Below are 23057 nucleotides of genomic sequence, written 5' to 3'. Positions count from 1 at the left end.
CGAAGACGTGGACCCCGCCGGCCCTATCGGCTAGTGCAGCGCCCATGACGCGCCAAGCCACAATCGCCCGCGCCACCTCGGAAACGAATATCCGCCTGACGCTGGACCTGGATGGCCGCGGCAGCGCCGATGTCGCGACCGGAGTCGGCTTCTTCGACCACATGCTGAACGCCCTCGCGCGCCATTCGCTGATGGACCTGATGGTGGCGGCGAAGGGCGACCTGCATATCGACGACCACCACACGGTCGAGGATGTGGGCATCGTATTGGGCCAGGCGCTACGCCAGGCGCTGGGCGACAAGCGCGGCATCCGCCGCTACGGCCAATGCCTGCTGCCGATGGATGAGGCGCTGGCCGAAGCCGCGATCGACATCTCCGGCCGCCCCTTCCTGGCCTGGTCCGTGCCCTTCCAGCGTCCCAAGATCGGCACCTTCGACACCGAACTGGTCGAGGAATTCTTTCGCGCCTTCGCCTTCAACGCCGGCATCACCCTGCATGTCACCTTGAAAGCCGGCAGCAACGCGCACCATGTCGCCGAGGCCTGTTTCAAGTCCGTGGCTCGTGCGCTCCGTATGGCGATTGAGGCGGATCCGCGGACACTCGGGGAAATTCCGTCCACCAAGGGCTCCCTGGAGGGCTGAGATGAGGCTCTTCACCGTCCACGCCGAAGCCCCCCCGCCGCCGGGCCCCGAAGGCTGGCCGGAGCCGAAGGCCCGCCCGCCGGTGCTGGTGAAGGAGGGTTTCTCCTTCTGGGCCACCGTGCTCGGCCCGCTCTGGTTCGCCTGGCATCGCCTGTGGTGGGAGGCCGCGGGCTTCCTGGTGCTGACCGTCGCCGCCAGCCTGCTGCTGCCGGAATCGCTCGCCGCCATCGCCGTGCCCGCCCTGCATGTGCTGGCCGGCTTTGAGGCGCGGGACCGGCTGCGTGCCCGCCTGGCCCGCGGTGGCCAGCCCATGGCGGCCGTGGTGGCGGCACCGGATGCCGAGATCGCCTGGTTCCGCCTGATGCAGCAGCGGCCCGACCTGATCCGGACGGCGCCATGAAGATCGCGATCGTCGATCCAGGCTCGGGCAACCTCGCCTCCGTGCTGCGGGCGCTGGAGCGGGTGATTGCCGAATCCGGCCGGCAGGCGCAGGCCGTCGTGACCACGGATGCCGCCGAGGTGCGGGACGCCGACCGTATCGTGCTGCCCGGCCAGGGCGCCTTCGCCGCCTGCCGACGGGGCCTCGACGCCTTGCCGGGCATGGTAGACGCCCTGCAGGACGCGGTGATCGAGTCGGGAAAACCCTTCCTCGGTATCTGCGTCGGCATGCAGCTGATGGCCGAGCGCGGCCTGGAGCATGGCACCACCCCCGGCCTCGGCTGGATCAGGGGCGAGATCGCGCCGATGGACCCGCGCGGGCCGGATGGCGCCGCGCTGCCGCTGCCGCAGATGGGCTGGAACGGGCTGGAGCTGGCGCAGCCCTCGCATCCGTTGCTGGAGGGGCTGCGCCCCGGCCTGCATGCCTATTTCGTGCATTCCTACGCGCTGGCCGGCGGCGACCCGGCGCAGCTTCTGGCCAGCACGACCTATGGTGGCCCGGTCGCCGCCATCGTCGGGCGGGACAACATGGCCGGCACGCAGTTCCATGTGGAGAAAAGCAGCCTGGTCGGGCTGCGCATCCTGGCCAATTTCCTGCGCTGGAAGCCGGAGACGGCGGCATGAGCACGCTGCGCGCCGGCAAGCCCGCCATGGCGGTGGAGGTGGCGACCGCGCTCACCCCGCATGACCTGGCCGATCTGTGCGAGGCGACCAACGCCGCCATCATCGAGGGTGGCGGCTTCGGCTGGGTGACAAGCCAGGATCGCGCCGCGCTGGCGCGGCATTTCAAGGGCGTGCTGCTGGTGCCGGACCGCACCCTGTTCATCGCCCGGCTCGACGGCACCGTGGTCGGCAGCGCGCAGCTGGTCCGCCCACCCCGCAACAACGAGGCGCAGGCCTTCGCCGCCCAGCTGACCCATGCCTACATCGCCCCCTATGCGCGTGGCTTCGGCCTGGCGCGCATGCTGGTGGACAGGGTGGAGGAACAGGCCGCCGCCACCGGGCTGCGCGTGCTGAACCTGGACGTGCGGGAGACGCAGGAAAGCGCCATCGCGCTGTTCGAGGCGCTGGGCTACACGCGCTGGGGCACCCACCCGGCCTATGCGCGGGTCGATGGCCGCACCGTCGCCGGGCATTTCTACCACAAGCTGCTGGAGCCCGGCCGCGGCCGCTCCACGGGCAGCCTGATCGGCGCCAGATAAGGGACTTCCCATGGGACTGACATTGTACCCGGCCATCGACCTGAAGGCCGGGCAGGTGGTTCGGCTGAAGCGCGGCGACATGGCGCAGGCCACCATCTACAATGCGGACCCGGCGGCGCAGGCCGCGGATTTCGCCCGTGCCGGCTTCGGCTGGGTGCATGTGGTGGACCTTGACGGTGCCTTCGCCGGCAAGCCCGCCAATGCCAGCGCGGTGCAGGCCATCATCGCGGCGGTGCCGGGGCTTTCGGTACAGCTGGGCGGCGGCATCCGGGACATGGCGACGGCGGAAGCCTGGCTCTCGGCCGGCGTCACCCGCATCATCCTGGGTTCGGCCGCGGTGAAGGACCCGGATTTCGCCCGCGCCGCCTGCCGCGCCTTTCCGGGCCGCGTCGCGCTCGGCATCGATGCGCGGGACGGCTTCGTGGCGACCGAGGGCTGGGCCGAGACCAGCGGCACCACCGCGACGGACCTCGCCACCAGCTTCGCCGATAGCGGCGCCTGCGCCATCATCTACACCGACATCGCCCGCGACGGCATGCTGACCGGCGTGAATGTAGCGGCGACGGCGGCGCTGGCGCGCGCGGTGCCGATTCCGGTCATCGCCTCGGGCGGCGTGGCGTCCACCGACGACATCGTGGCGCTGAAGGCGGATGGCGTGGTGGCCGGCGCCATCCTGGGGCGGGCGCTGTATGATGGCCGGGTGGACCCGGCCGTGGCGCTGCAACTGGCGATCTAGCGCGGCGTGCTGGTCACGGCGCTGGAACTGGCCTGGGCGGGTTGCGCCGTGCTCGCCGCCTGGCTCGGCGTCCGGCTCGGCCTGCGCCTGCTGCGGCGGCAGCCGCCCTGGACGGGCGATGCGGGTCCGGCGGCGCTGCTGCGGAACCCGGACGTGCAGGGCCTGCTGGGCTTCGGCCTCGCCGCCTGGCTGCTGGCGGAACTGCTGCACCGCATCACCATGACTTGACCGCAGCGCCCTCGCGCCGCAATCACAGGTCTCGCGCCGCCGCAGCCACCGGCCGGTGCGGCAAGCGACATGTCGGGAATTTGTCCCCCGTCCCCCTCCGGAGTGCTGCCGGTGCTGGCCCTGCGTGTGATCCCCTGCCTGGACGTGAAGGACGGCCGCGTCGTCAAGGGCGTCAATTTCCTCGAACTGCGTGATGCCGGCGACCCGGTCGAGCAGGCCCGCATCTACGACCGGGAAGGCGCGGATGAGGTCACCTTCCTCGACATCGGCGCCTCGCATGAGGGGCGGGACACCATCCTCGATGTCGTCTCCCGTACCGCGGCGCAGGTGTTCATCCCGCTGACCGTCGGCGGCGGTGTCCGCAGCGTGGAGGATATGCGCCGCCTTCTGCTGGCCGGGGCCGACAAGATCTCCATCAATTCCTCCGCCGTCGCCGATCCGGCGCTGGTGACGCGGGGCGCGGAGGCCTTCGGCAGCCAGGCGATCGTCGTCGCGGTGGATGCGCGGGGCGACGGCAAGGGCGGCTGGGAGGTCTTCACCCATGGCGGCCGCCGCGGCACCGGCATCGATGCGGTGCAATGGTGCCGGCAGGCGGAGCAGCGCGGCGCCGGGGAGATCCTGCTGACCTCGATGGACCGCGACGGCACCCGGGCCGGCTTCGACCTGGACCTGCTGCGCGCGGTGCGGGCGGCGGTGCGGCTGCCCCTCGTCGCCTCCGGCGGGGTGGGGGAGGCGCAGCATTTCGTCGATGGCGCACGGGCCGGTGCAACCGGGCTGCTGGCGGCCAGTGTTTTTCATTACGGCCAGATGCGGATCGGCGAGGCGAAGGCGGCACTGGAAGCCGCCGGGCTGCCCGTGCGGCCCCTGGCGGAGGCGGTTTGATGGTCAAGACGGTGAAGCGGCAGGCAGCGCGGCCGGCGGCGAAGGGTAGCAAGGCCAAGGGCGTGAAGCCCAAGGATGCCAAGGCCAAGCCGGCCCCGAAGGCGGAGGCCAAGCCGAAGGTGGACCCGAAGCTGCAGCCCAAGGCGGAGCCGAAGTTGAAGCCCAAGGCGGAGCCGAAGCTGAAAGCCGACAAGGCGCGGCGCAAATCCGCCCGCCTTGCCGCCACGCTGCCGCTGCCCCAGTCCATCCCGGCGCCGCAGATGCTGGCCCGGCCGCGTGCGATGGCCGCCGGCGCCGGCGCGCTGGAGCCGTTCCGGGTGGCGGGCGCCGAGGCCGCGATCCTGGATGCGCTGTGGCAGACGGTGGAAGCCCGCCGCGCCGCCGGCGATGTCGCCATCTCCCACTCCGCCCGGCTGCTGGCGCGCGGCACCGCCAAGGTGGCGCAGAAGCTGGGCGAGGAGGCGGTGGAGTGCGTCATCGAGGCGACGCTGGGCAACCGCGCCGCCACCGTGCTGGAAAGCGCCGATCTGCTGTATCACTTGGTCGTCGTCTGGGTGGATGCGGGGATCGCACCGGAGGAGGTCTGGGCCGAACTGGCCCGCCGCCAGGGCATCTCCGGCATCGCGGAAAAGGCGGCGCGGCCGAAGTCGCTGGTGCGGGCGGCGAACACCACCAAGCTGCCGTGACGCGCCGCCGCTACTGCACCGCGTCGCGGATGTCGTTGTTCCGCCAGGGCGCCGGCAGGTTGCGCTGGGGGCAGAAGCGGGCGGCATAGGCGAAGCCGCTGGGGCTGATCCGGCGGAAGCGGGTGCGGCCCGTGACTTCGTAGATCACCGTCACGGCCTCGGAATCCTCGGGCACGCCCAGCGCGCCGCAGGCCTGCGTCACGCTGTAGCGGCTGGGCCCGGCGGGGGTGATGGAGCGGAATTCGCAGAAGTCGCGCGCGCCGCCGATGCCGTTGCGGCGCAGCAGCAGCAGCGTGGCGTTGGAGGCGCGGCTGCAGGGTGTGTCCGCGCTGACATAGAAGCCGCGCTGCAGCGGCAGGCCGCCCGATCCCGGTTCGGCGCCCGGCGCCGGATTGGCCTGCGGCGGCTGGCTGGCCTGCGGCGGCTGGCTGGCCTGCGGCGCCGGGCTGGCCTGCGCCGGCTGGCTGGCCTGTGGTGGCTCGGCCCGTGCGTTCCGCTTGGCGCCGCCCTCGGCGACCGGCTGCTTTCCCTGCGCCAGGGCCGCCCCCTGCGCCAGCACCACCCCCTGCGCCAGCACCACCAGGGCGCTGAGCAGGGTGAGGCCCCGGATCAAGCTCAGGATCATCCGTCGCGACATGGCGGCAAGCTCCAATGGGGAGACGCAACCTATCCGGCGACGACGCACGGCCGCACCTCACGACCCGGCGCGCGGCGTGGCGCGGCTGCTTGCGCCGGCGCCGCCGCCTCGCCAGAACAGGGGCACGAAGCCTCGGGAGCCTGACGGAAATGCGCGTGACCGGCCTGCCGCCCTACGACCCCGCCAATATCTTCGCCCGCATCCTGCGCGGCGAGATTCCGGCCAAGGCGGTGCATGAGGATGACTTCGCGCTCGCCTTCCACGACATCAACCCGCAGGCGCCGGTGCATGTGCTGGTGATCCCCAAGGGGGCCTATGTCAGCCAGGCGGATTTCGCCGCGAATGCCAGCGATGCGGAGATTGCGGGCTTCTGGCGTGCCGTCGGGACCGTCGCCAAGGCGTTGGGGCTGGAGGAGAAGGGCTACCGCATCCTGTCCAACATGGGCGAGGATGCCGGGCAGGAGGTGCCGCATTTCCATGTCCATATCTTTGCCGGCAGGCGCCTCGGCCGCATGGTCCCGGCCGCGGCGGGCTGAGGCGTGAGCCTGGCGGAGGCGCGCGCGGCGCTGGTCGCGGTGGGCAGCCTGCCCGATCTCGAAATCGACATCGCCGCGGCGGCGCTGCAGCTCGCGCGGCTGGATGCGCCGGAGCTCGACTGGCGGGCCGGCGCCGAGCACCTCACCGCCTTGGCGCGGGAGGCAGTGCAGGCCGCCGCCGCGGACCGGGACGCCGATGCCGGCGATGTCGCCCGCCGCCGCGCGGTGCTGGCCGAGGTGATCCATGGCCGCTTCGGCTATGGCGGCGATGGCGACACCTATGACGACCTGGCCAATGCCAATCTGCTGCGGGTGATGGATCGTCGCCGCGGCCTGCCCGTGGCGCTCGGCATCCTCTGGCTGCACGCGGCGGAAGCGGCGGGGTGGGAGGCGCATGGCGTGGATTTCCCGGGCCATTTCCTGATTGCGCTGGCCGGCCGGGGCAAGGTGGTGGTGGATGTCTTCGCCGGCGGCCAGGCGATGGAGGCGCGGGAGCTGCGCGCCACCCTGAAGCGCTTCGCGGGCGAGCAGGCGGAACTCGGCCCAGCCACCCTGGCGCCGATGGACAAGCGCGCCGTGCTGCTGCGGCTGCAGAACAACATCAAGGTGCGCCGCCTGCGTGACGGCGACCTGCCCGGCGCGGTGGCCTGTACCGAGGACATGCTGCGCATCGCCCCCGATGCCGCGCCGCTATGGCGGGAGGCCGGGCTGATGCACCAGCGCCTGGACCGGATCGGTGCGGCCATCGCGGCGCTGGAGCGATTCCTGGAACTGGTGCCGCAGGGGCTGCAGGCCACGCGGGTGCGCGGCCTGCTGGAGGAGCTGCGCCAGCGCCTGAATTGAGGGCGCCTGCTCAGGCGGGCGCGCAGCTGGTGAAGGTCACCCGCAGCGTCGTGCCGTCCCGCGTCGAGCCGCCCGGCGTCATGGTCTGGATCGAGGCCTGGCCGCCGGCCGGGATCACGCCGGAGCTGATGGGGCCGGATTTGCGGCTGTTGTTGCCCGACAGCTCCACATTGGCGGTGATGCGGACCGGGTGCTGGCCGTCGTTGCGGACGGTCAGGAAGATGTTGCTCAGCCCCAGGCTGCCGGAATGGGTGGCCAGCGGCGTCCGCAGGCGGCAGCCATTCATGGTGTTGCCGGCGGAGAGCAGGGTCGGGCCCTGCCAGGTGTAGGCGGCCTGGGCGGAGGCCATGCCAGGCGCGAGGGTGGCGAGGCTGCCGATCAGCAGGCCGGTCATCGTGATCTTACGCATGATCTGGTTTCTTCCTCGGTGGTCAGGGTTGCCTTGCCTGCACAGTCTGTCCGGTCGCTGCGGCACGGTCGATGTAGCAGTTTCGATCGCGAACATAGGGGCTGCCTGGGTCCGCGGCGGCAGGCCGATCCGGGCGGGCGCCGTCAGCCCAGCAGATGCAGGTCGGCGGCGGTGCTGGCGGCGAGCCGGGCGGTATCGTCGTCCAGGATCAGGCCCGTCGCGCTGACGCCCGGCAGGCGCAGCAGGAAGCCCTCATCCGCCTCCGCCAGCGCATCGCGCAGCACGCGCAGCTTGACCGTCTGGCTGGTCTCGCCGGCCGCGAAGACCAGCCGGCCGCCCGGCAGCACCCCGCCGAGGAAATCCGCCGCATCGGCCGGGTTGGCGCCGCTGCCGGCGGCGGACCAGGTGAGGCTGGAAGCGGCCGAGGCGTCGCCCAGCCGCGTGACCGTGAAGACATGGACGCTGACGCCGACGCCGGTGCCTTCCGCAAGCGCGGTGCTGGTTGGCGTGATCCGGTAGCCGGTGTCGTCGTCGATCAGCGTGATGGCGCCGCCACCCGTATCCGGCGACAGGACGGCGCCGGTATCGAGGTTCCGCAATTGCAGGGTGAAGCTTTCATCCGCCTCCACCTCCCGGTCGCGGAGGGTGCGGATCCTGACCGACTGGCTGGCTTCGCCCGGGGCGAAGACGAAGATGCCCGAAGGCATCACGCCGTTCTGGAAATCCGCGGCCTCCACCGGTGCCGCGCCATGTCCCGCCGCGCTCCAGGCGATGCGGGCGGGCTGGTCCAGCCCCGCATCGCGCGTCAGGGTCGCGGTATGCACTACCACGCCGTTGCCCGTGCCCTCCCGCACCGCGGCGGACAGCGCCAGGTCGAAGCGGGGCACCGGGGCCGCCGGCTGCGGCTCGTCATTGCGGATGGTTGCGGTGGCCGTGGCGCCGGGCAGGCCATTGCCGGGGGCCAGGGTGACGGCGAAGCCCTCATCGGCCTCCGCCACCAGGTCGCGCAGCACCCGTACCTTCAGCGTCTGCTCCGACTGGCCGGCGGCGAAAAGGATGCGCCCGCCGGGCAGCACGCCATTCTGGAAATCCGCCGCATCCGCCGGATTGGCGCCATGGCCCCGCGCCGACCAGGCGATCTCGTCGGCCTCGGAAAGGTCGCCCTGGCGGGTCACGGTGAAGACATGCACGCTGACACCCGAGCCGGAACCCTCGGCCAGGGCGCTGGTGGCCGGGCTGATCGTGTAGGTCGTGGCCGGCGTGTCGTCGTCGGTGATCCAGAGCCAGGCCTGGTCCATCTCGACGCCGGTATCGAGGTCCTGCAGCACGAGCTGATACGTCTCGTCCTGCTCCGGCGTCGCATCCCGCAGGGTGCGGATCGTCACGGTCCTGCTGGTCTCGCCCGGCGCGAAGACGACGACGCCGGAGGGCAGGATACCGTTCAGGAAGTCGGCGGCATCGGCCAGATGCGGGGCGCTGCCGCCCAGCACGGACCATCCGACCCGGCTTTGCGTGTCGAGTGGCGATTCACGCGTCAGGGTGATGCGCCGCGCAACCACGCCGGACCCCGTGCCTTCGCGGAGGGCGTCGCCGAAATCGGCCGTGACCCGCGCGGGCTGCCTGTCGTCGTTGAGGACCGTGCCCAGGACCACGCCATCCTGGATCGTGCTGCCGGCGGGCGCCTCGCCGAGGCTGAGGAGGAACTGCTCATCCGCCTCCCACACCCGGTCCTGGCGGATGCCGAGCGTGATGGGCTTCCAGGTTTCGCCCGGCGCGAAGGTGACGCTGCCGGAGGGCAGCACGCCGGCCTCGAAATCCCCGGCGTCGAGGGAGGGGTAGTCATGGGACCAGGGCGCGAGGGTCCAGGTGACGGTCTGCGTGGCGGAGGCGTCGCCCCCGCGCCGGATGCCGAAGCGGGGCGCGTCGCCGCCGCCATTGCCTTCCCGAATCATCGTATCGCCGACCAGGCTGAAGCTGGGCGGCGGCGCATCGTCATTGGCGATGATGGCCTCGCGGATCACCTCGCCCCGGTGCACGCCGGTCGGCAGGGACCACAGCCAGATGGCCACGGTCTCGTCCGGCTCATGGTCCCGGTCGGCCCGCACCTGCACCGTGACGCGCTGCGTCGTTTCACCCGGCGCGAAGCTCAGGATGCCCTCGGGCGCCACGCCGCCCACGAAATCTGCGGCGTCGAGGCTGCCGATCGTGGTCCATGGTACCGTCACCGCCCGGTCCAGCCCGCCGCTGCGCTGGATGGTGAAGCTGATCGCCGTCACGCCATCCGCGCTGCCCTCCGGCTGCCGGGGAACGTCCGGGAAGACGTCCAGCAGGATCGCGTTGGCATCGTCATCGAAGATGGTGCCCTGGACCGTGGCGTTCAGCAGCAGGAAGCCGGGGGTCAGGTCGCTGAGCGTGACCGTGAAGGTCTCATCCGCCTCGACCGCGATGTCGGCCTTGATCCGCAGCGTGATGATCCTGCTGCTCTCGCCAGCGGCGAAGCGGACCGTGCCGAAGGTGCTTTCGAAATCGCCGGCATCGGCGGGGTTGTCGCCGCGGCCGGTGATCCGCCAGGTGGCGGCGACGCTGCCACTGAGGTCGCCGCTGCGGTCGACGGTGACGTGGAAATCGGTCCAGCCGTAGTCGCCCTCGCTCCGCTGCGTCGGCACCGGATTGACGGTCAGCGCCTTTGGCGGGCCGTTGAAGCCATCCGCATGGAGATCCTCGGTCGCGATGACCTCGTAGCTGCCCCCGCCCCCGCCGAGATAGCCGATGGCGAGGTAGTGGGTGCCGGTGTAGCTCGGCAGGAAGTCCAGGATCGTGTCGATGCCGCCGCTCAGGCCGTAATCATCGGAATCGAAGGACAGCAGCAGGTATCCAGACGAATCGAAGATGGCGAGCTCGGTCGCTGCGTTGCCGAAGGAGCGGAAATCATAGGCCGCGCCAAGCTCCAGCCGCACGTGCATCATGTCGAAGCCCATCGTGGCGTTGATGGCATCGCGCGCCACGGCCTCCCCCTCATGGGTGGACTGCCAGGGGGTGGGGCTGAAGGTCAGGAAGGTGTTGGTGGTATCGAAGGCGGCCCGCGCCGACAGGGCCTGGAGGGGTGTCCAGTAGGGATTGCGTTGCGACACGACCGAACCGTTCCCGGAAATTTACGAAATGATAACGGGCTCGTTCGACGGCGGCAATCCAGACGGATGCCGACTAAAGGTTTGATTTTATTGTGTAAAGTGCATCAGGCCAGGGCGGCCCCGGCCGATTGATGCGCCGCCCGCAGATCGGCTACGAAGGCGACGAAGCCATCCGCCTGCGCCTGTGGATCCGGTAGCCGCAGCAGGTAGCTGGGATGGACGGTGACGAAGACCGGGTGGCCCGTGAGGCCCGTCACCACCTGCCCCCGCGTCTTCAGCACCGGCAGCTTCTTGCCCGTCAGCGCCGCCAGCGCCGAGGCACCCAGCGAGACCACCAGCTGTGGCGCCACCGCCGCCACCTCCCGCGCCAGGAAGGGGCGGTAATAGGTGATGTCGCCGGCATCCGGCGACTGGTGGATGCGGCGCTTGCCGGTGGGGGTGAATTTGAAGTGCTTCACGGCATTGGTCAGGTAGGCGTCCCGCCGCTCCACCCCCGCCTGCGCCAGGGCGCGGTCCAGCAGCCGCCCGGCGGGGCCGACAAAGGGGCGGCCGGCGATATCCTCCTCGTCGCCCGGCTGTTCGCCGACGAACATCAGGCTGGCGCCGAGCGGGCCCTCGCCGAAGACCGGCTGGGTGGCGCGGGCGGCGAATTCGGGCAGGTCGGGCCGGGAAAGCAGTTCCTCCCGCAGCGCGGCCAGGGCGAGAGCGGGATCTGAAGGGGCGTCGATCGGGGTTGGCATGTCCCGGGCAACGTGCGGCGGCGCGGAAAGATGCCCGGCGTCCCGAGGGAAGGCCTGCAGGTGGCGGGGCTTCTGCGGGCGGGGATTGGGGGCCGCGGCGGCGCGTTCCACCATCTCCGCCACCCGCCGAGGGGCTTCCGCCATCAGGCGCGGGATCTCCGCCGCCTCGGGCAGGTTGCGCCAGTATTTGCGCGGCATCTCGGCGCGCATGGCGCCTGGCTTCAGCCGTGCCGGGTTGAAGATGCTGGCGTAGTAGGCACGCCACAGCGGCTCCATCGCATCATCCGGCGGCACATCCGCCCGCCGGCCGCCGGGGCCGAAGGACAGTGCCCGCCCGTCCCAGGCGACGCTGCGGCGCGGCGTGACGATGGACCAGCGCAGGCTGGCGAAGCGGCGGAGGAAGAACTCCGCTTCCGCCTCCTCGATGTGATGGTCGGGTTCGAACCAGGCGATGTGGCGCGGGCCGTCCTCGGCCTGGACCTCCCGGAAGCGGACGAAGGCGTGCATCTTGTGGGCGTCGCGGCGCACCGCCTTGGCCAGGGTGGACAGGCGGATCACCGCCGGGTCCGTCGCCGCCTGCATCAGGTGGCGCTCGCCATGCACCAGGCGCCAGAGCAGGCCGTACAGCAGCGCGAAGCGCTCCGGGTCGCTGTGGCGGATGGCGATCTCCGCCTGGTCGAGGAAGGCGCGCGGCACGCTGAAGGGCGCGGCCGATGGCGGTGGCGCCGGTGCCTGCGCCAGCAGGCCGGGCAATTCGCCCGCCACCACCCATTCGGCCTGCTCCGGGCGGATATCGGCCGCCACCAGCCCGCGCGCCGCCTGCCGCCAGGCAGGGAAATCCGCGGGGCCGGGCAGCGTCACCGCCACTCCGGGCCGCTGGGCCAGCGCCGGCATCAGAACAGCGTCATCTGCACGGGGCGCGCGGCGGCCGCGAAGGCGGTGGCGGGCAGCAGGCGGCTGCGCAGCCCGGCCCCATCCAGCCCGCGCGGCACATGGTCCGCCAGCACCACGAAGGGCAGCACCTTGGCCAGGCTGACGCGCAGCCGGGCGAGGTCCGCGGCGCGCAGGCGGGTGTGGCGTCGCGCGGCGATCAGGCGATCCACCGTCTTCGCCCCCAGCCCCGGCACGCGCAGCAGCGCCTCCCGCGGCGCCGTGTTCAGGTCCACCGGGAAATTTGCCCGGGATTGCAGTGCCCAGGCCGTCTTTGGATCCAGCTCGAGATCAAGCATGCCGCCCTGGCCGCCGGCCATCACCTCCTCCCGCGAGAAGCCGTAGAAGCGCAGCAGCCAATCCGCCTGGTACAGCCGGTGTTCCCGCACCAGTGGCGGCGCCGTGGGCGGCAGCAGGCGGGAAGCGTCGGGAATGGGCGAGTAGGCGGAGTAGTAGACCCGCCGCATGCGGTAGCCGGCGTAGAGGTCGGTGGCCGTGCCCAGGATGGCGCCGTCATCCGCCCCATCGGCGCCGACGATCATCTGCGTGCTCTGCCCCGCCGGCGCGAATTTTTTCGGGGAGGCCCGCCGGGCGGTCCTGGCCTCGTCCTGCGCGACCTCGATGCGCGTCCGCAGCCCGGCCATGGCGTGGCGGATCCGGCGAAAGTCCTTCTCCGGCGCCAGGGATTCCAGGCCGGCGATGGTAGGCAGCTCCATGTTGATGGACAGCCGGTCGGCATAGAGCCCGGCCTCCGCCAGCAATTCCGGCGACGCATCCGGGATGGTCTTCAGATGGATGTAGCCGCGGAAGCCGTGCTCCAGCCGCAGCACGCGGGCCACGCGCACCACCTGCTCCATCGTGTAGTCCGGCGAGCGGATGATGCCCGAGGACAGGAACAGCCCCTCGATGGTGTTGCGCCGGTAGAAGCCCAGCGTGAGCTGCACCACCTCCTCCACCGTGAAGCGGGCGCGCTGCGTGTTGGAGGAAGCGCGGTTGATGCAATAGGCGCAGTCGAAGACGCAGGCATTGGTCAGCAGCAGCTTGAGCAGCGAGATGCAGCGCCCGTCCGGCGCATAGGCATGGCAGATGCCGCTGCCCTCGGTGCTGCCCAGCCCGCCCTTCAGGCTGTTGCGCTTCGTGGTGCCGGAGGAGGCGCAGGAGGCATCGTATTTCGCCGCATCGGCCAGGATCTCAAGCTTTCGGAGCAACTCCATGGGGCAACTCCATCAGCCATACATCCTGATCGGATTTAGTTCATGTTATGTTCTTTTGGCGATACCGCAAGCGGGCGGCTGATCGCGTTTTTGTGAACAACGCTTCCTGCGGCGGTGGAAAGGTTCGCCTGTGCGTCCGCCCCGGGCCGCGTCAATATACGAAAATGTCTCTACCCCCGGATCGTGATGAGGTCGAAGCGCTCCCGCGAACGGGTGGTGGGCGCGGCCTCGCCTCAATCCTGACGGCGCTGCGGCAATTGGCGGTGGAAGCGCTGGATTCTGGCCACCCGCTTGCCGCCGCGCAGATCGCGGGCACCGCCGATCGGCTGGAGGCGCAGGCCTGGCCGCTGCCGCCGCGCCCCGACTACCCGCCGCGCTGAACCCTTGAACCCCTCGCGGCCTAGGCGCCGCCGCGCCGGATCCCGGCCGCCGCATTGCTGATGTGGTGCTGCATCGCCAGCAGCGGGCGGTTGTCCGCCAGGCTGTAGAGGAAGGCGTTTTCCGCGAAGGCGTCGCGCAGGTAGTGCCCCGTGGGGGGCGGGCAGCCGGCATAGGTCAGGCGCAGGAACTGCACCAGCAGCAGGGACCGCACCATATGCACCGCCACCAGGTCGCGCAGCAGGATGGTCGTTTCCATCTCCCGCTCCAGATGCGTCAGCAGGTTCACGGCGGTGAACCAGGGGCCGTGCCGCAGCAGCCGGATGCGATCCGGGTACAGCAGCAGGTGCCCGCCCATGCCGTGCAGCCGGGCGATCGGCGGCGCGGCGCCCGGCTCCTCCGCCACCGCTCAGCTCCCGAGCGGCGCCACCTGGCATTCCAGGCGGCCGCGCCCGGCCCATTCGCCGACCAGCAGCCCGCCGGCGGCGGGCACCGGCAGCATGCCCGTCTGGCTGCCGAGGGTGATGATCTCGCCGGCCTTCGGCAGGTGCCCGATGGCGAGGCAGCGGTCGCGCCAGGCGGCCACCAGCTCGGCCAGCGGCATGGCGCGGTGCGGGCCGGCGTGGCGCGCCACCTCGATCCCGTCCACCGTCAGGCGCATCTCCAGCGTCTCGATATCCGCCCAGGTCCAGGCGCCGGTGGCGGGGCTGAAGACGCAGCTTCCATTGGTGACGCAATCCGCCAGCTTCTCCAGGTCGCTCGCCTTGCGCCCGTTGCTGAAGCGGCTCTCGCAGAATTCGAACAGGATCACCGCCTCGGCGATCGTCGGCAGGTCGGCCGGCTGCAGGGCGGCCAGCAGCGTGGCGTCCAGCCCCTGGCGCAGCTGCAGCGCCACTTCCAGCTCCATCGCGCAGCCGATCGGCAGGTGCAGCGTGGCGTCTGCGGCGGGCGCCACCGTGGCGTCGGGCAGCGGGCAGGCGATGGCCTGGTCCCGGGTACGGCCGACCTTCCAGCCGGCGATGTTCCAGCCGAGCGCGGCATATGTCGCGAGCTGGATGGCCTCGGCCTCGGCGATGCTGGTGGGGCCGAGGCCTTCGGGCAGGCCGGGGCAGGGCTGCCGCCGGCCGCGGCGGATATCCGCCAGCAAGGCGGCGGCGCCGGCGATGCGGGAATCGGGGGTTGCGTCGGTCTGGAACATCCTGGCTCTCCTGCCCCGCCTGGTGCGCGCGGATACTGCGGCGGAGGGTAGGGCCAGTCGGGTCGTCCTGCCCATACGCGAGAAAATTGGGCCCGGTCTGCTCAAGCCGGTCTGCTCAAGCCGAGCTGCTCAAGCCGGGCTGTTCAAACCGGGCTGCCGTTCCACACCGGGAAGCTGCCGCTGGCCACCGGCAGGCCGGGGCGGCGCCAGGCGGCGCGCCAGGCGACCTGGTCGAACACCATGCCCATATGGACGAACTGGCCACCGCCGCTCACCTCGATCTCGGCAACCGCGTTGCGCAGGGACGGGGCGATCTGGCCCAGCGCATGCGCGACCAGTTCATGCCGCGGCACGCCAAGGATGGTGCCGGCATCCACGGGGCGGACATCCATGTGCCGGACATCCATGTGCCGGGCATCGGGGGGGAAGCTGGACAGGTCGGCGGGTGCGGCGAAATCGAAGGGCATGGGAAGGCTCCGCTGGGTTCGGGAAGCCGCTGGCCCGTTCTGGGGCGGAGGGTGGCGTTCCTGGCCACTGGCTCTGTCCCCATTAAGCGCACCGGGGATTGAGACGGGGTTAATTCCATGGCCCCTTTCCGCACCCGCCGCGACGGGCCATCTGATGCGACATGAAACGTCGCCTGATCCTCGCGGCCGGCCTTGCCGCGCCCTTCCTGGTCCCTGCCGCCGCCGGCACCGCGCGGGCGCAATCCATCGACCGTACGGCGGTGGCGCGGGTCGAGGCCTATCTCAACACCCTGCGGACGCTGCGGGCGCGCTTCCTGCAGGTGGCGCAGAACGGCGCCTCCGCCCAGGGCACGGCGCTGATCAGCCGCCCCGGCCGGATGCGCTTCGACTACGACCCGCCGGAGCCGCTGCTGCTGGTGGCCTCCGGCGGCCAGGTGCTGATGTATGACCGGGAATTGCGCCAGCCCACCGCGGTGCCGGCTTCCTCCACCCCGCTCGGCCTGCTGCTGACGCCGGAGATCCGGCTTGCCGGCGACATCACCGTGGTTGGTACCGACCGCACCGGTGGCTTCCTGCGTATCGGGCTGTACCGCACGGGGGCGCGGGCGGAGGGGTTGCTGACGCTGGCCTTCGCCGAACAGCCGATGGAATTGCGGCAATGGACCGTGCTGGACGCCCAGGGGCGGGAGACGCGGGTGACGCTGTACGAGGTGGAAACCGGCATCGCGCTGGAGAACCGCCTGTTCGACTTCAACGACCCGCGCTTCCTGGAGGCGGAGGCGGCGCGCCGCTGATCCAGGGTTTACCTGTTTCTGCTGGTCTTTCACCGCCTGCCATGCCATAGGGCCGCCCGGGTTTACCCTGGTGCTGGCCTGATCGGGTCCTGCCGGGAAAGACCTTCGCTGCGATGGCAGCGGAAGCCTTGCGGACCAGCCGCGCCCGGATGGGGCGATGACGGCGCCTCCGGCCACATGGGCGGCCCTACCTATGCCGTCCCCATCGCGTCGTACCCTACGGGGGACAGGTCGCGGTGGGACCCATGCCGCCCGAGTCGCCGCGCATCTCCAGGGCTCGGCCATTCGATCAGTCCCCTGGTTTCCGCCTTCGTCGCGTTCCGACCGCCCGTGCGCGCCGCGCGCGGGTGGCCTTTCGCTGTGGCCCCGCATCCGGCGGGTCCAAGAAGGACGATCCATGTTCGACAAGTATTTCCGCAAGGACATCTCCTGGGGCGGCCAGCTTCTGACGCTGGAGACGGGCAAGATCGCCCGCCAGGCAGATGGCGCCGTGCTGGCCCGCCTGGGCGACACCATCGTGCTCTGCACCGTGGTCGGCGCGCGGTCCGTGAAGCCGGGCCAGGATTTCTTCCCGCTGACGGTGAACTACCAGGAAAAGGCCTTCGCGGCCGGCAAGATCCCGGGCGGCTTCTTCAAGCGCGAGGGCCGTCCCTCCGAGAACGAGACCCTGGTCTCCCGCCTCATCGACCGCCCGCTGCGCCCGCTGTTCCCGGACGGATTCCGCAACGAGGTCCAGGTGGTCGCGACCGTGCTGTCGCATGACCTGGAGAACAACCCGGATGTCGTGGCGCTGGTCGGCTGCTCCGCCGCGCTGACGCTGTCCGGCATTCCCTTCTTCGGCCCGGTCGCGGGCGCCCGCGTCGCCTATATCGATGGCGGCTACGTGCTGAACCCGACCGCCGCCCAGCTGCAGCAGTCGCAGCTCGACCTGATGGTCGCCGGCACCGCCGAGGGCGTGCTGATGGTGGAATCCGAAGCGCAGGAGCTGTCCGAGGACGTCATGCTCGGCGCCGTGGAATTCGGCCACAAGTCGTTCCAGGCGGTGATCCAGGGGATCATCGAGCTGGCCGAGGTGGCCGCCAAGGAGCCTTGGGCGCTGCCCGAGGAAGCCGACAGCGTGAAGACGCTGAAGGCCCGCATCTCCGAGCTCGGCCGCGCGCCGATGGTCGAAGCCTACAAGACCACGGAAAAGCTGGCCCGCCAGACCCAGGTCGGCGCGGTGAAGAAGCAGGTCATCGCGGCGCTGGAGGCCGAGGGCCTTGATGCCGGCGCGGCCAAGGGCCTGATGAAGGCGCTCGAGGCCGATGTGGTCCGCAACGCCATCCTCGACACCGGCATGCGCATCGACGGCCGCGACACCAAGACGGTCCGCCCGATCCTGGCCGAGGTCGGCATCCTGCCGCGCGCCCATGGTTCCGCCCTGTTCACCCGCGGCGAGACGCAGGCGCTATGCGTCGCCACGCTGGGCACCGGGCAGGATGAGCAGATCATCGATGCGCTCGCGGGCGAGTACCGCGAGAACTTCATGCTGCACTACAACTTCCCTCCCTACTCGGTGAACGAGACCGGGCGGATGGGCAGCCCGGGCCGTCGCGAGATCGGGCACGGCAAGCTGGCCTGGCGCGCGCTGCACCCGCTGCTGCCGGAGAAGGACAAGTTCCCCTACACGATGCGGGTGGTGTCCGAGATCACGGAGTCCAACGGTTCGTCCTCGATGGCGACCGTTTGCGGCACCTCGCTCGCGCTGATGGATGCGGGTGCGCCGCTGAAGCGCCCCTGCGCCGGCATCGCCATGGGCCTGATCAAGGAAGACCGCGGCTTCGCCGTGCTGTCCGACATCCTGGGTGACGAAGACCACCTGGGCGACATGGACTTCAAGGTGGCGGGTTCGGAGAACGGCATCACCGCGCTCCAGATGGACATCAAGATCACGTCCATCACCTTCGACATCATGAAGATCGCGCTCGGCCAGGCCAAGGACGGCCGCCTGCACATCCTGGGCGAGATGGCCAAGGGCCTTTCGGGCGCCCGCGGCGATGTGGCCGCGACCGCGCCGCGCATCACCGTGATCAACATCAACAAGGACAAGATCCGTGATGTGATCGGGTCCGGCGGCAAGGTGATCCGCGAGATCACGGAGCAGACCGGCACCAAGATCGACATCGACGACGACGGCACCATCAAGGTGGCGGCGACGACGGTGGAGGCCGCGCAGAAGGCCATCGACCGGATCATGGGCATCGTCGCCGAGCCGGAAGTGGGCAAGATCTACAACGGCAAGGTGGTGAAGACCGCCGAGTTCGGCGCCTTCGTGAACTTCCTCGGCGCCAAGGACGGCCTGGTCCACATCTCCGAACTGCAGAACGAGCGCGTCCAGAAGACCACCGACGTGGTCAAGGACGGCGATGCGGTGAAGGTGAAGGTCATCGGCTTCGACGACCGCGGCAAGGTGAAGCTCTCCATGCGCGTGGTCGACCAGACGACCGGCGCCGACATCTCCGAGCAGGTCGGCGCCCGCCGCCCGCGCGAGGATGGCGAGGGTGGCGGTGGCGGTGGCGAGCGGGCCGAGCGCGCGCCGCGCGGCGACCGTCCGCCGCGGCGTGACGGCGAGCGCAGCTTCCGCCCGCGCAGCAACGAGGGTTGATCTTCTCGCGCCGCGAGCAAGGCTGACACAAAGTAATCCGCAGGGGGGGCCTCCCCCTGCGGCGATGGAAACGCCATATCCCGGTCACGCGCACGTCATCGGCGCGCGCGCGACGGTCCCAAAAATTGCCCGGAGCCTGACATCTTGAAGGCCATCAACCCGATCCGCATGGGTGGCGTGGACGTTCTTCCGCTGGTGGAAGGCGGCAAGGGCGTCGCCGTCTCCAACGGCGCGACCTGTGGCGGCTGGGCCTCCGGCGGTGGCGTCGGCACCTTTTCCGCAGTGAACGCCGACAGCTACGACGCGGATGGCAACCTCATCCGCCAGACCTATTCCGGCCGCACCCGCCGGGAACGGCATGAGGAACTGGTCGCCTACGGCATTGCCGGCGGCATCGCCCAGGCGAAGGAAGCGCATGAGCGTTCCAACGGCCAGGGCCGCATCCACGCCAACATCCTGTGGGAGATGGGCGGGGCGGAGCGCGTTGCCCGGGGCATGCTGGAAGGCGCCCGCGGCCTGATCCATGGCATCACCTGTGGCGCCGGCATGCCGTATCGCCTGGCGGATATCGCCCGCGACTACGGGGTGCACTACTACCCCATCATCTCCTCCGCCCGCGCCTTCTCCGCGCTGTGGAAGCGCGCCTATTCGAAGACCCGGGAATGGCTGGGCGGCGTGGTCTATGAGGACCCCTGGCTGGCCGGCGGCCATAACGGCCTGTCCAATTCCGAGGATCCCAAGCGGCCGGAAGACCCCTTCCCCCGCGTGCTGAAGCTGCGCCAGCAGATGCGCGAATTCGGCCTGGGCGACGTGCCGATCATCATGGCCGGCGGCGTCTGGTGGCTGGAGGAGTGGGAGGACTGGATCGACAATCCCGACCTCGGCCCGATCGCCTTCCAGTTCGGCACCCGCCCGTTGCTGACCAAGGAAAGCCCGATCAGCGAGGCCTGGAAGCAGCGCCTGCTGACGCTGCAGCCGGGCGATGTCTCGCTGCAGCCCTTCTCGCCGACCGGCTTCTATTCCAGCGCGATTCGCAACGAATTCCTGCGCGAGCTGGAAGACCGCAACGAGCGGCAGGTGGCCTACACGATGGAGCCGGTGGGCGACCATATCTCGGAATACGGCGTCGGCCCGCGCAAGCGGCTGGTCTACCTGACGCCGCATGACCGCGCCCGCGTGCATCACTGGGAGGCCGAGGGCTTCATCGAGGCGATGCGCACGCCGGACAACACTCTGATCTTCGTGACCCCGGAAAATTCGCGGGAGATCGTCAAGGACCAGATCGATTGCATGGGCTGCCTCAGCCATTGCCGCTTCTCGAACTGGGCGCAGACGGAGCCGGATTTCTCCACCGGGAAGAAGGCGGACCCGCGCAGCTTCTGCATCCAGAAGACGTTGCAGGACGTGGCGCATGATGGGGCGCTGGACCGCAACCTGATGTTCGCCGGCCACAACGCCTACCGCTTCGCCAGCGACCCGTTCTATTCGAACGGCTTCGTGCCGACGGCGAAGCAGCTGGTCGAGCGGATCATGACCGGTCGCTGAGACCTTTGGGGCGCGCCTGGTTTGCGCGCCCTTCACGTAACGGCCCCGAAGACGGTATCCTGCCGCAAGTCTCGGGGAGACTTCCGCACGCCATGCGAAACCTTCTGCACGCTGCCGATCGCGACCGGCTGATCGCCCATCTCCGCGGCACCCTGCTGCGCGAGGTGACGGTCGATGGCCGTCGCCTGATGGCCCTGGCCGAAGGCGCCGCGGCGGATGGCGGCTTCTGCGCCATGCCGGCCAACGCCCAGGCCGCTGAATTGCTGGCCCAGCCGGACATCCGCGACGCCGACCCGGCCTTCGCCGATGGCGTGCTGGATTTCGTCATGGCCATGGCCGATGCACCCGTGCCCTGCCGTCGCGCCGCCGTGGGCGGAATCGAATTGCTGCGCGACGACCCGCGCGACTTCGAGATCCTGACGCCGTTCCACCGCTTCACCGGCGATCTCTCGGCGGGGCTGCTGCGCCAGCAATTGCGCGGCGATGCCAGCGCGCCCCTGCTGCATACCGGCAACCTCGCGGAATTCCGCCTCGGCCGCTACCGCAACGGCGTGGATGTCGAGGACAACATCCGCGACTGCGCCATCGCCCGGCGCAGCGGCGGCATCGTGCTGAGCCACGAAAGCCGCATCGGCGGCAAGGCCGGATGGCTGCGCCCGCGCCAGGTGGAAGCCGGCACGCTGCGCTACGAATACGAGATCACCGCCGGATCGCCGCTTCTGCGGCTGACCGTGACCTTCACCGCCGCCGCCGGCCAGCGCCTGTCCCGCCTGCGGGTCAGCACGGCGCTGGATCAACTGGGCACCGCGGGGCTGGAGATGGCGGAGGGCCGGCTGGCAGGCCAGCAAGGCTGGCGCGATTTCGCCGCGCCACAGGCCGCCGGGCTGGCGCTGTGGGCGGAGGCCACGCCGGTGCCGCATGTGGCGATCGGCCTTGCTGGCTGGCCGGCAGGCACGCCCACGCTGCACATCCGGCCCCAGGCGCCGGAGCGGGTGATGAGCGTCAAGGCGATCGCCGCGCGCCCCGCCGCGCTGCATTGGCTGATCCTGCGGCACGGCCCGGTCGCCCTGGCGCCCGGCGCGACGCTGGTGCTGCGGGAGGACCGGCTGCTGGCCGCCGGCACCACGGCGGAGGATGCGGCGCGGGTGATGGTCGCCAGCGGCGACCAGGTCGCCGGGCTGGACCTGGACCCGCTGCCGCCGCAAGGCGCCGCGCTGAATGCGGTGGCGACGCAGCTTCTGTTCGCCACGCGCCAGGCCTACCGGGTGATCCTGCCGGCGGAGCGCAAGGCGGTGCTGGAGGGCTGGTTCGACCGCCAGATGGCGGCGCTGCTGGCCGGCAGCCCCGGCGTGCCGGACCTGGCCTGGGCGATCGTCGCGGCGGAAGCCCGGCGGCGTTCCGGCGCCACCGCGCCGGTCGAGGCCCTGGTGCAGCGGCTGCTCGCCCTGCAGGCGGAGGATGGCGCCTTCCCCGGCGACCTCGCCGGCCATGCCACGGCGCTGCTGGCCCTGGCGCGGGTGCTGGCGCAGGACCCTCCGCAGCCGCTCGATGGCCCGATCGGCCGGGCGCTGGCCGCGGTGAAGCCCGGCCCGGCGGAACTGCGGGAAGCCGGCCGGCTGGTGGTGGTGGAAGGGCTGACATTGCAGGGCGGCACGCCCGGGCCGTTGCGCGGCCATGCCGAGACGCTCGGGCTGGTGGCGCGCGCCGCCGGCACCCTGGCGCTGGTCGCGGAACAGCGGCCGGGGGCGCTGCCGGCGGAGGCCGCCGCCCAGGCCCAGGCGCTGCACCGCCAGGCGGTGGCACTGCTCCGCACGCTGGTGCGGCCGCGTGGCACGACGCTGGAGGTGCTGGCCTCCCCGCTCGGCGGCTCGACCCATCCGGCGGCACAGGCGGCGGCGGCGCTGGCGCTGATGGCGCCGGATGCCGCGATCCTGCGGCTGCCGGTTTCGGCATGAGGCTCGCATCGCTGGCCTTGGTGGCGCTGCTGGCGCTGGCGGGCTGCGCCGCGCCGGTGCGCCCGGCGCCGCCTTCGCCGCCGCTGGTCTATCCGCCCGCCGCCGCGGAACGGGTGGTGCGGCTGGCGCTGGGGGAATGGCGCGACTGGGGCGGCGTGGTGCGGGATGCCTGGCCGGATCCCGGGACCAATGCGGCGGACAGCGCGCCGGCCGAATCCAGCCCGGCCAATTTCCCGCGCGTGCTGGCCTATTGGCGCGCGGTCGAGGATGACGAGGGCGCGATCCGCGACAACCGGCCGATCTACGCCGCATCCCTGTCCGGCATGACCACCACCTCGCTCTGGTCGGAGCCGGCCTGGTCGGCGGCGTTCATCTCCTGGGTGTTCCGCGGCGCCGGGGTGGATGCGCGGGAGTTTCCGCCGAATGCCACGCATTCCCTGTACCTGGATGCGCTGATCGCCGATGCCGATGCCTTCCCGGCCACCGCACCGTTTCGGCCGCATGCGCCGGGCGAATACGCACCGCGTCCGGCCGACCTGGTCTGCTTCGACCGCAGCCGCGCGCGCCTCGCCCACTGGTCGGAGCGGCGGGCGGAGGCCGGGGTGCCGCGGCCGATGCATTGCGACATTGTCACCGGCGTGGCACCCGGTGTCGTGGAGGTCGTCGGCGGCAATGTCGGCGACACCGTGACCCTCACCCGCTACCCGGCGGATGCCGCCGGGCTTCTGGCCCCGGCCCCGCCGGGCCGGCTGCCCATCCTGCTCGTGATGGAAAGCCGCCTCGGCCGCCTGCCGCCTTTCGCACCCTGAACGGAATTTCCGCC

At 70.9% G+C, this 23057-nt stretch carries 24 protein-coding genes; 16 read left to right on the top strand and 8 right to left on the bottom strand.

What is annotated here, in order from left to right; translation table 11 throughout:
• The first annotated feature begins 44 nt into the window (after positions 1-44).
• From hisB to HB662_RS30050, 8 genes are all read left to right on the top strand, one after another.
• Complete coding sequence (gene hisB, locus HB662_RS08585) at positions 45-641, top strand: imidazoleglycerol-phosphate dehydratase HisB (protein WP_168049187.1); 597 nt, start codon at positions 45-47, stop codon at positions 639-641.
• A 1-nt stretch (position 642) separates the two neighbouring features.
• Positions 643-1041 carry a DUF2628 domain-containing protein gene (locus tag HB662_RS08580; RefSeq protein WP_168049185.1) on the top strand — a complete coding sequence of 133 codons (399 nt, stop codon included), beginning with the start codon at positions 643-645 and terminating at the stop codon, positions 1039-1041.
• A complete protein-coding gene (hisH, locus tag HB662_RS08575) occupies positions 1038-1703 on the top strand; it encodes an imidazole glycerol phosphate synthase subunit HisH (protein ID WP_168049183.1) in 666 nt (221 codons plus the stop codon). Before HB662_RS08580 ends, hisH begins: the two co-directional genes overlap by 4 nt.
• Positions 1700-2281, top strand: coding sequence for a GNAT family N-acetyltransferase (locus HB662_RS08570; RefSeq protein ID WP_168049181.1), 582 nt, complete (start codon positions 1700-1702; stop codon positions 2279-2281). Before hisH ends, HB662_RS08570 begins: the two co-directional genes overlap by 4 nt.
• A 10-nt stretch (positions 2282-2291) precedes the next feature.
• Positions 2292-3017, top strand: a complete 726-nt coding sequence (gene hisA / locus HB662_RS08565) for a 1-(5-phosphoribosyl)-5-[(5-phosphoribosylamino)methylideneamino]imidazole-4-carboxamide isomerase (RefSeq protein WP_171970229.1) — start codon at positions 2292-2294, stop codon at positions 3015-3017.
• Positions 3018-3023: 6 nt separating this feature from the next.
• Entirely contained in the window at positions 3024-3245 is a 222-nt protein-coding gene (locus tag HB662_RS08560; protein ID WP_168049179.1) for a hypothetical protein, read from the top strand.
• A gap of 111 nt (positions 3246-3356) precedes the next feature.
• Positions 3357-4127: an imidazole glycerol phosphate synthase subunit HisF gene (gene hisF / locus HB662_RS08555; RefSeq protein WP_168049177.1), complete on the top strand. Its 771-nt coding sequence runs from the start codon at positions 3357-3359 to the stop codon at positions 4125-4127.
• On the top strand, positions 4127-4813 hold the full coding sequence (locus HB662_RS30050) for a phosphoribosyl-ATP diphosphatase (RefSeq protein ID WP_168049175.1): 687 nt from the start codon (positions 4127-4129) through the stop codon (positions 4811-4813). Before hisF ends, HB662_RS30050 begins: the two co-directional genes overlap by 1 nt.
• A gap of 10 nt (positions 4814-4823) precedes the next feature.
• Here the strand turns inward: HB662_RS30050 and HB662_RS08545 are convergent, their stop codons facing one another.
• Entirely contained in the window at positions 4824-5450 is a 627-nt protein-coding gene (locus HB662_RS08545) for a hypothetical protein (protein ID WP_168049173.1), read from the bottom strand.
• A 149-nt stretch (positions 5451-5599) separates the two neighbouring features.
• On the opposite strand from HB662_RS08545, the gene HB662_RS08540 reads away from it, so the two are divergent.
• Both HB662_RS08540 and HB662_RS08535 read left to right on the top strand, forming a co-directional pair.
• Positions 5600-5986 (top strand): histidine triad nucleotide-binding protein, encoded by a 387-nt coding sequence (locus tag HB662_RS08540; RefSeq protein WP_168049171.1) that lies wholly within the window; start codon positions 5600-5602, stop codon positions 5984-5986.
• Positions 5987-5989: 3 nt separating this feature from the next.
• Positions 5990-6829 (top strand): transglutaminase family protein, encoded by an 840-nt coding sequence (locus tag HB662_RS08535; protein ID WP_168049169.1) that lies wholly within the window; start codon positions 5990-5992, stop codon positions 6827-6829.
• A 10-nt stretch (positions 6830-6839) separates the two neighbouring features.
• On the opposite strand, the gene HB662_RS08530 is transcribed toward HB662_RS08535, so the two are convergent.
• The 4 genes from HB662_RS08530 to HB662_RS08515 all read right to left on the bottom strand — a co-directional run bounded on the left by HB662_RS08530 (position 6840) and on the right by HB662_RS08515 (position 13253).
• Entirely contained in the window at positions 6840-7238 is a 399-nt protein-coding gene (locus HB662_RS08530) for a hypothetical protein (RefSeq protein ID WP_168049167.1), read from the bottom strand.
• Positions 7239-7381: 143 nt separating this feature from the next.
• Entirely contained in the window at positions 7382-10369 is a 2988-nt protein-coding gene (locus HB662_RS08525; RefSeq protein WP_168049165.1) for a Calx-beta domain-containing protein, read from the bottom strand.
• 104 nt (positions 10370-10473) lie between these two features.
• Positions 10474-12003, bottom strand: a complete 1530-nt coding sequence (locus HB662_RS08520; RefSeq protein ID WP_168049163.1) for a UdgX family uracil-DNA binding protein — start codon at positions 12001-12003, stop codon at positions 10474-10476.
• A complete protein-coding gene (locus HB662_RS08515; protein ID WP_168049161.1) occupies positions 12003-13253 on the bottom strand; it encodes a putative DNA modification/repair radical SAM protein in 1251 nt (416 codons plus the stop codon). The genes HB662_RS08520 and HB662_RS08515 overlap by 1 nt, the downstream gene beginning before the upstream one ends.
• Positions 13254-13417: 164 nt before the next feature.
• On the opposite strand from HB662_RS08515, the gene HB662_RS08510 reads away from it, so the two are divergent.
• Positions 13418-13633: a hypothetical protein gene (locus HB662_RS08510; protein ID WP_168049159.1), complete on the top strand. Its 216-nt coding sequence runs from the start codon at positions 13418-13420 to the stop codon at positions 13631-13633.
• A 20-nt stretch (positions 13634-13653) separates the two neighbouring features.
• Here HB662_RS08510 and HB662_RS08505 read toward each other — a convergent pair whose 3' ends face one another.
• The 3 genes from HB662_RS08505 to HB662_RS08495 all read right to left on the bottom strand — a co-directional run bounded on the left by HB662_RS08505 (position 13654) and on the right by HB662_RS08495 (position 15296).
• Positions 13654-14037: a hypothetical protein gene (locus HB662_RS08505; RefSeq protein ID WP_168049157.1), complete on the bottom strand. Its 384-nt coding sequence runs from the start codon at positions 14035-14037 to the stop codon at positions 13654-13656.
• Between the two features lie 3 nt (positions 14038-14040).
• Positions 14041-14829, bottom strand: coding sequence for a hypothetical protein (locus tag HB662_RS08500; protein ID WP_168049155.1), 789 nt, complete (start codon positions 14827-14829; stop codon positions 14041-14043).
• Positions 14830-14972: 143 nt separating this feature from the next.
• A complete protein-coding gene (locus tag HB662_RS08495) occupies positions 14973-15296 on the bottom strand; it encodes a hypothetical protein (RefSeq protein ID WP_168049153.1) in 324 nt (107 codons plus the stop codon).
• A gap of 161 nt (positions 15297-15457) precedes the next feature.
• Here HB662_RS08495 and HB662_RS08490 point away from each other — a divergent pair, with 161 nt between their 5' ends.
• The 5 genes from HB662_RS08490 (at position 15458) to HB662_RS08470 (ending at position 23043) form a co-directional block, all read left to right on the top strand.
• Positions 15458-16090, top strand: a complete 633-nt coding sequence (locus HB662_RS08490; RefSeq protein ID WP_168049151.1) for a LolA family protein — start codon at positions 15458-15460, stop codon at positions 16088-16090.
• 397 nt (positions 16091-16487) lie between these two features.
• Positions 16488-18734: a polyribonucleotide nucleotidyltransferase gene (gene pnp / locus HB662_RS08485; protein ID WP_168049149.1), complete on the top strand. Its 2247-nt coding sequence runs from the start codon at positions 16488-16490 to the stop codon at positions 18732-18734.
• A 144-nt stretch (positions 18735-18878) separates the two neighbouring features.
• On the top strand, positions 18879-20279 hold the full coding sequence (locus tag HB662_RS08480; protein WP_168049146.1) for an NAD(P)H-dependent flavin oxidoreductase: 1401 nt from the start codon (positions 18879-18881) through the stop codon (positions 20277-20279).
• A gap of 92 nt (positions 20280-20371) precedes the next feature.
• Positions 20372-22234 (top strand): hypothetical protein, encoded by a 1863-nt coding sequence (locus tag HB662_RS08475; protein WP_168049143.1) that lies wholly within the window; start codon positions 20372-20374, stop codon positions 22232-22234.
• Positions 22231-23043, top strand: a complete 813-nt coding sequence (locus HB662_RS08470) for a DUF2272 domain-containing protein (RefSeq protein WP_168049141.1) — start codon at positions 22231-22233, stop codon at positions 23041-23043. Before HB662_RS08475 ends, HB662_RS08470 begins: the two co-directional genes overlap by 4 nt.
• Positions 23044-23057: the final 14 nt, after the last annotated feature.

The organism is Falsiroseomonas frigidaquae, from assembly GCF_012163145.1.
GTDB classification, from domain to species: domain Bacteria; phylum Pseudomonadota; class Alphaproteobacteria; order Acetobacterales; family Acetobacteraceae; genus Falsiroseomonas; species Falsiroseomonas frigidaquae.
This window is presented reverse-complemented; position numbering and strand designations above follow the sequence as displayed.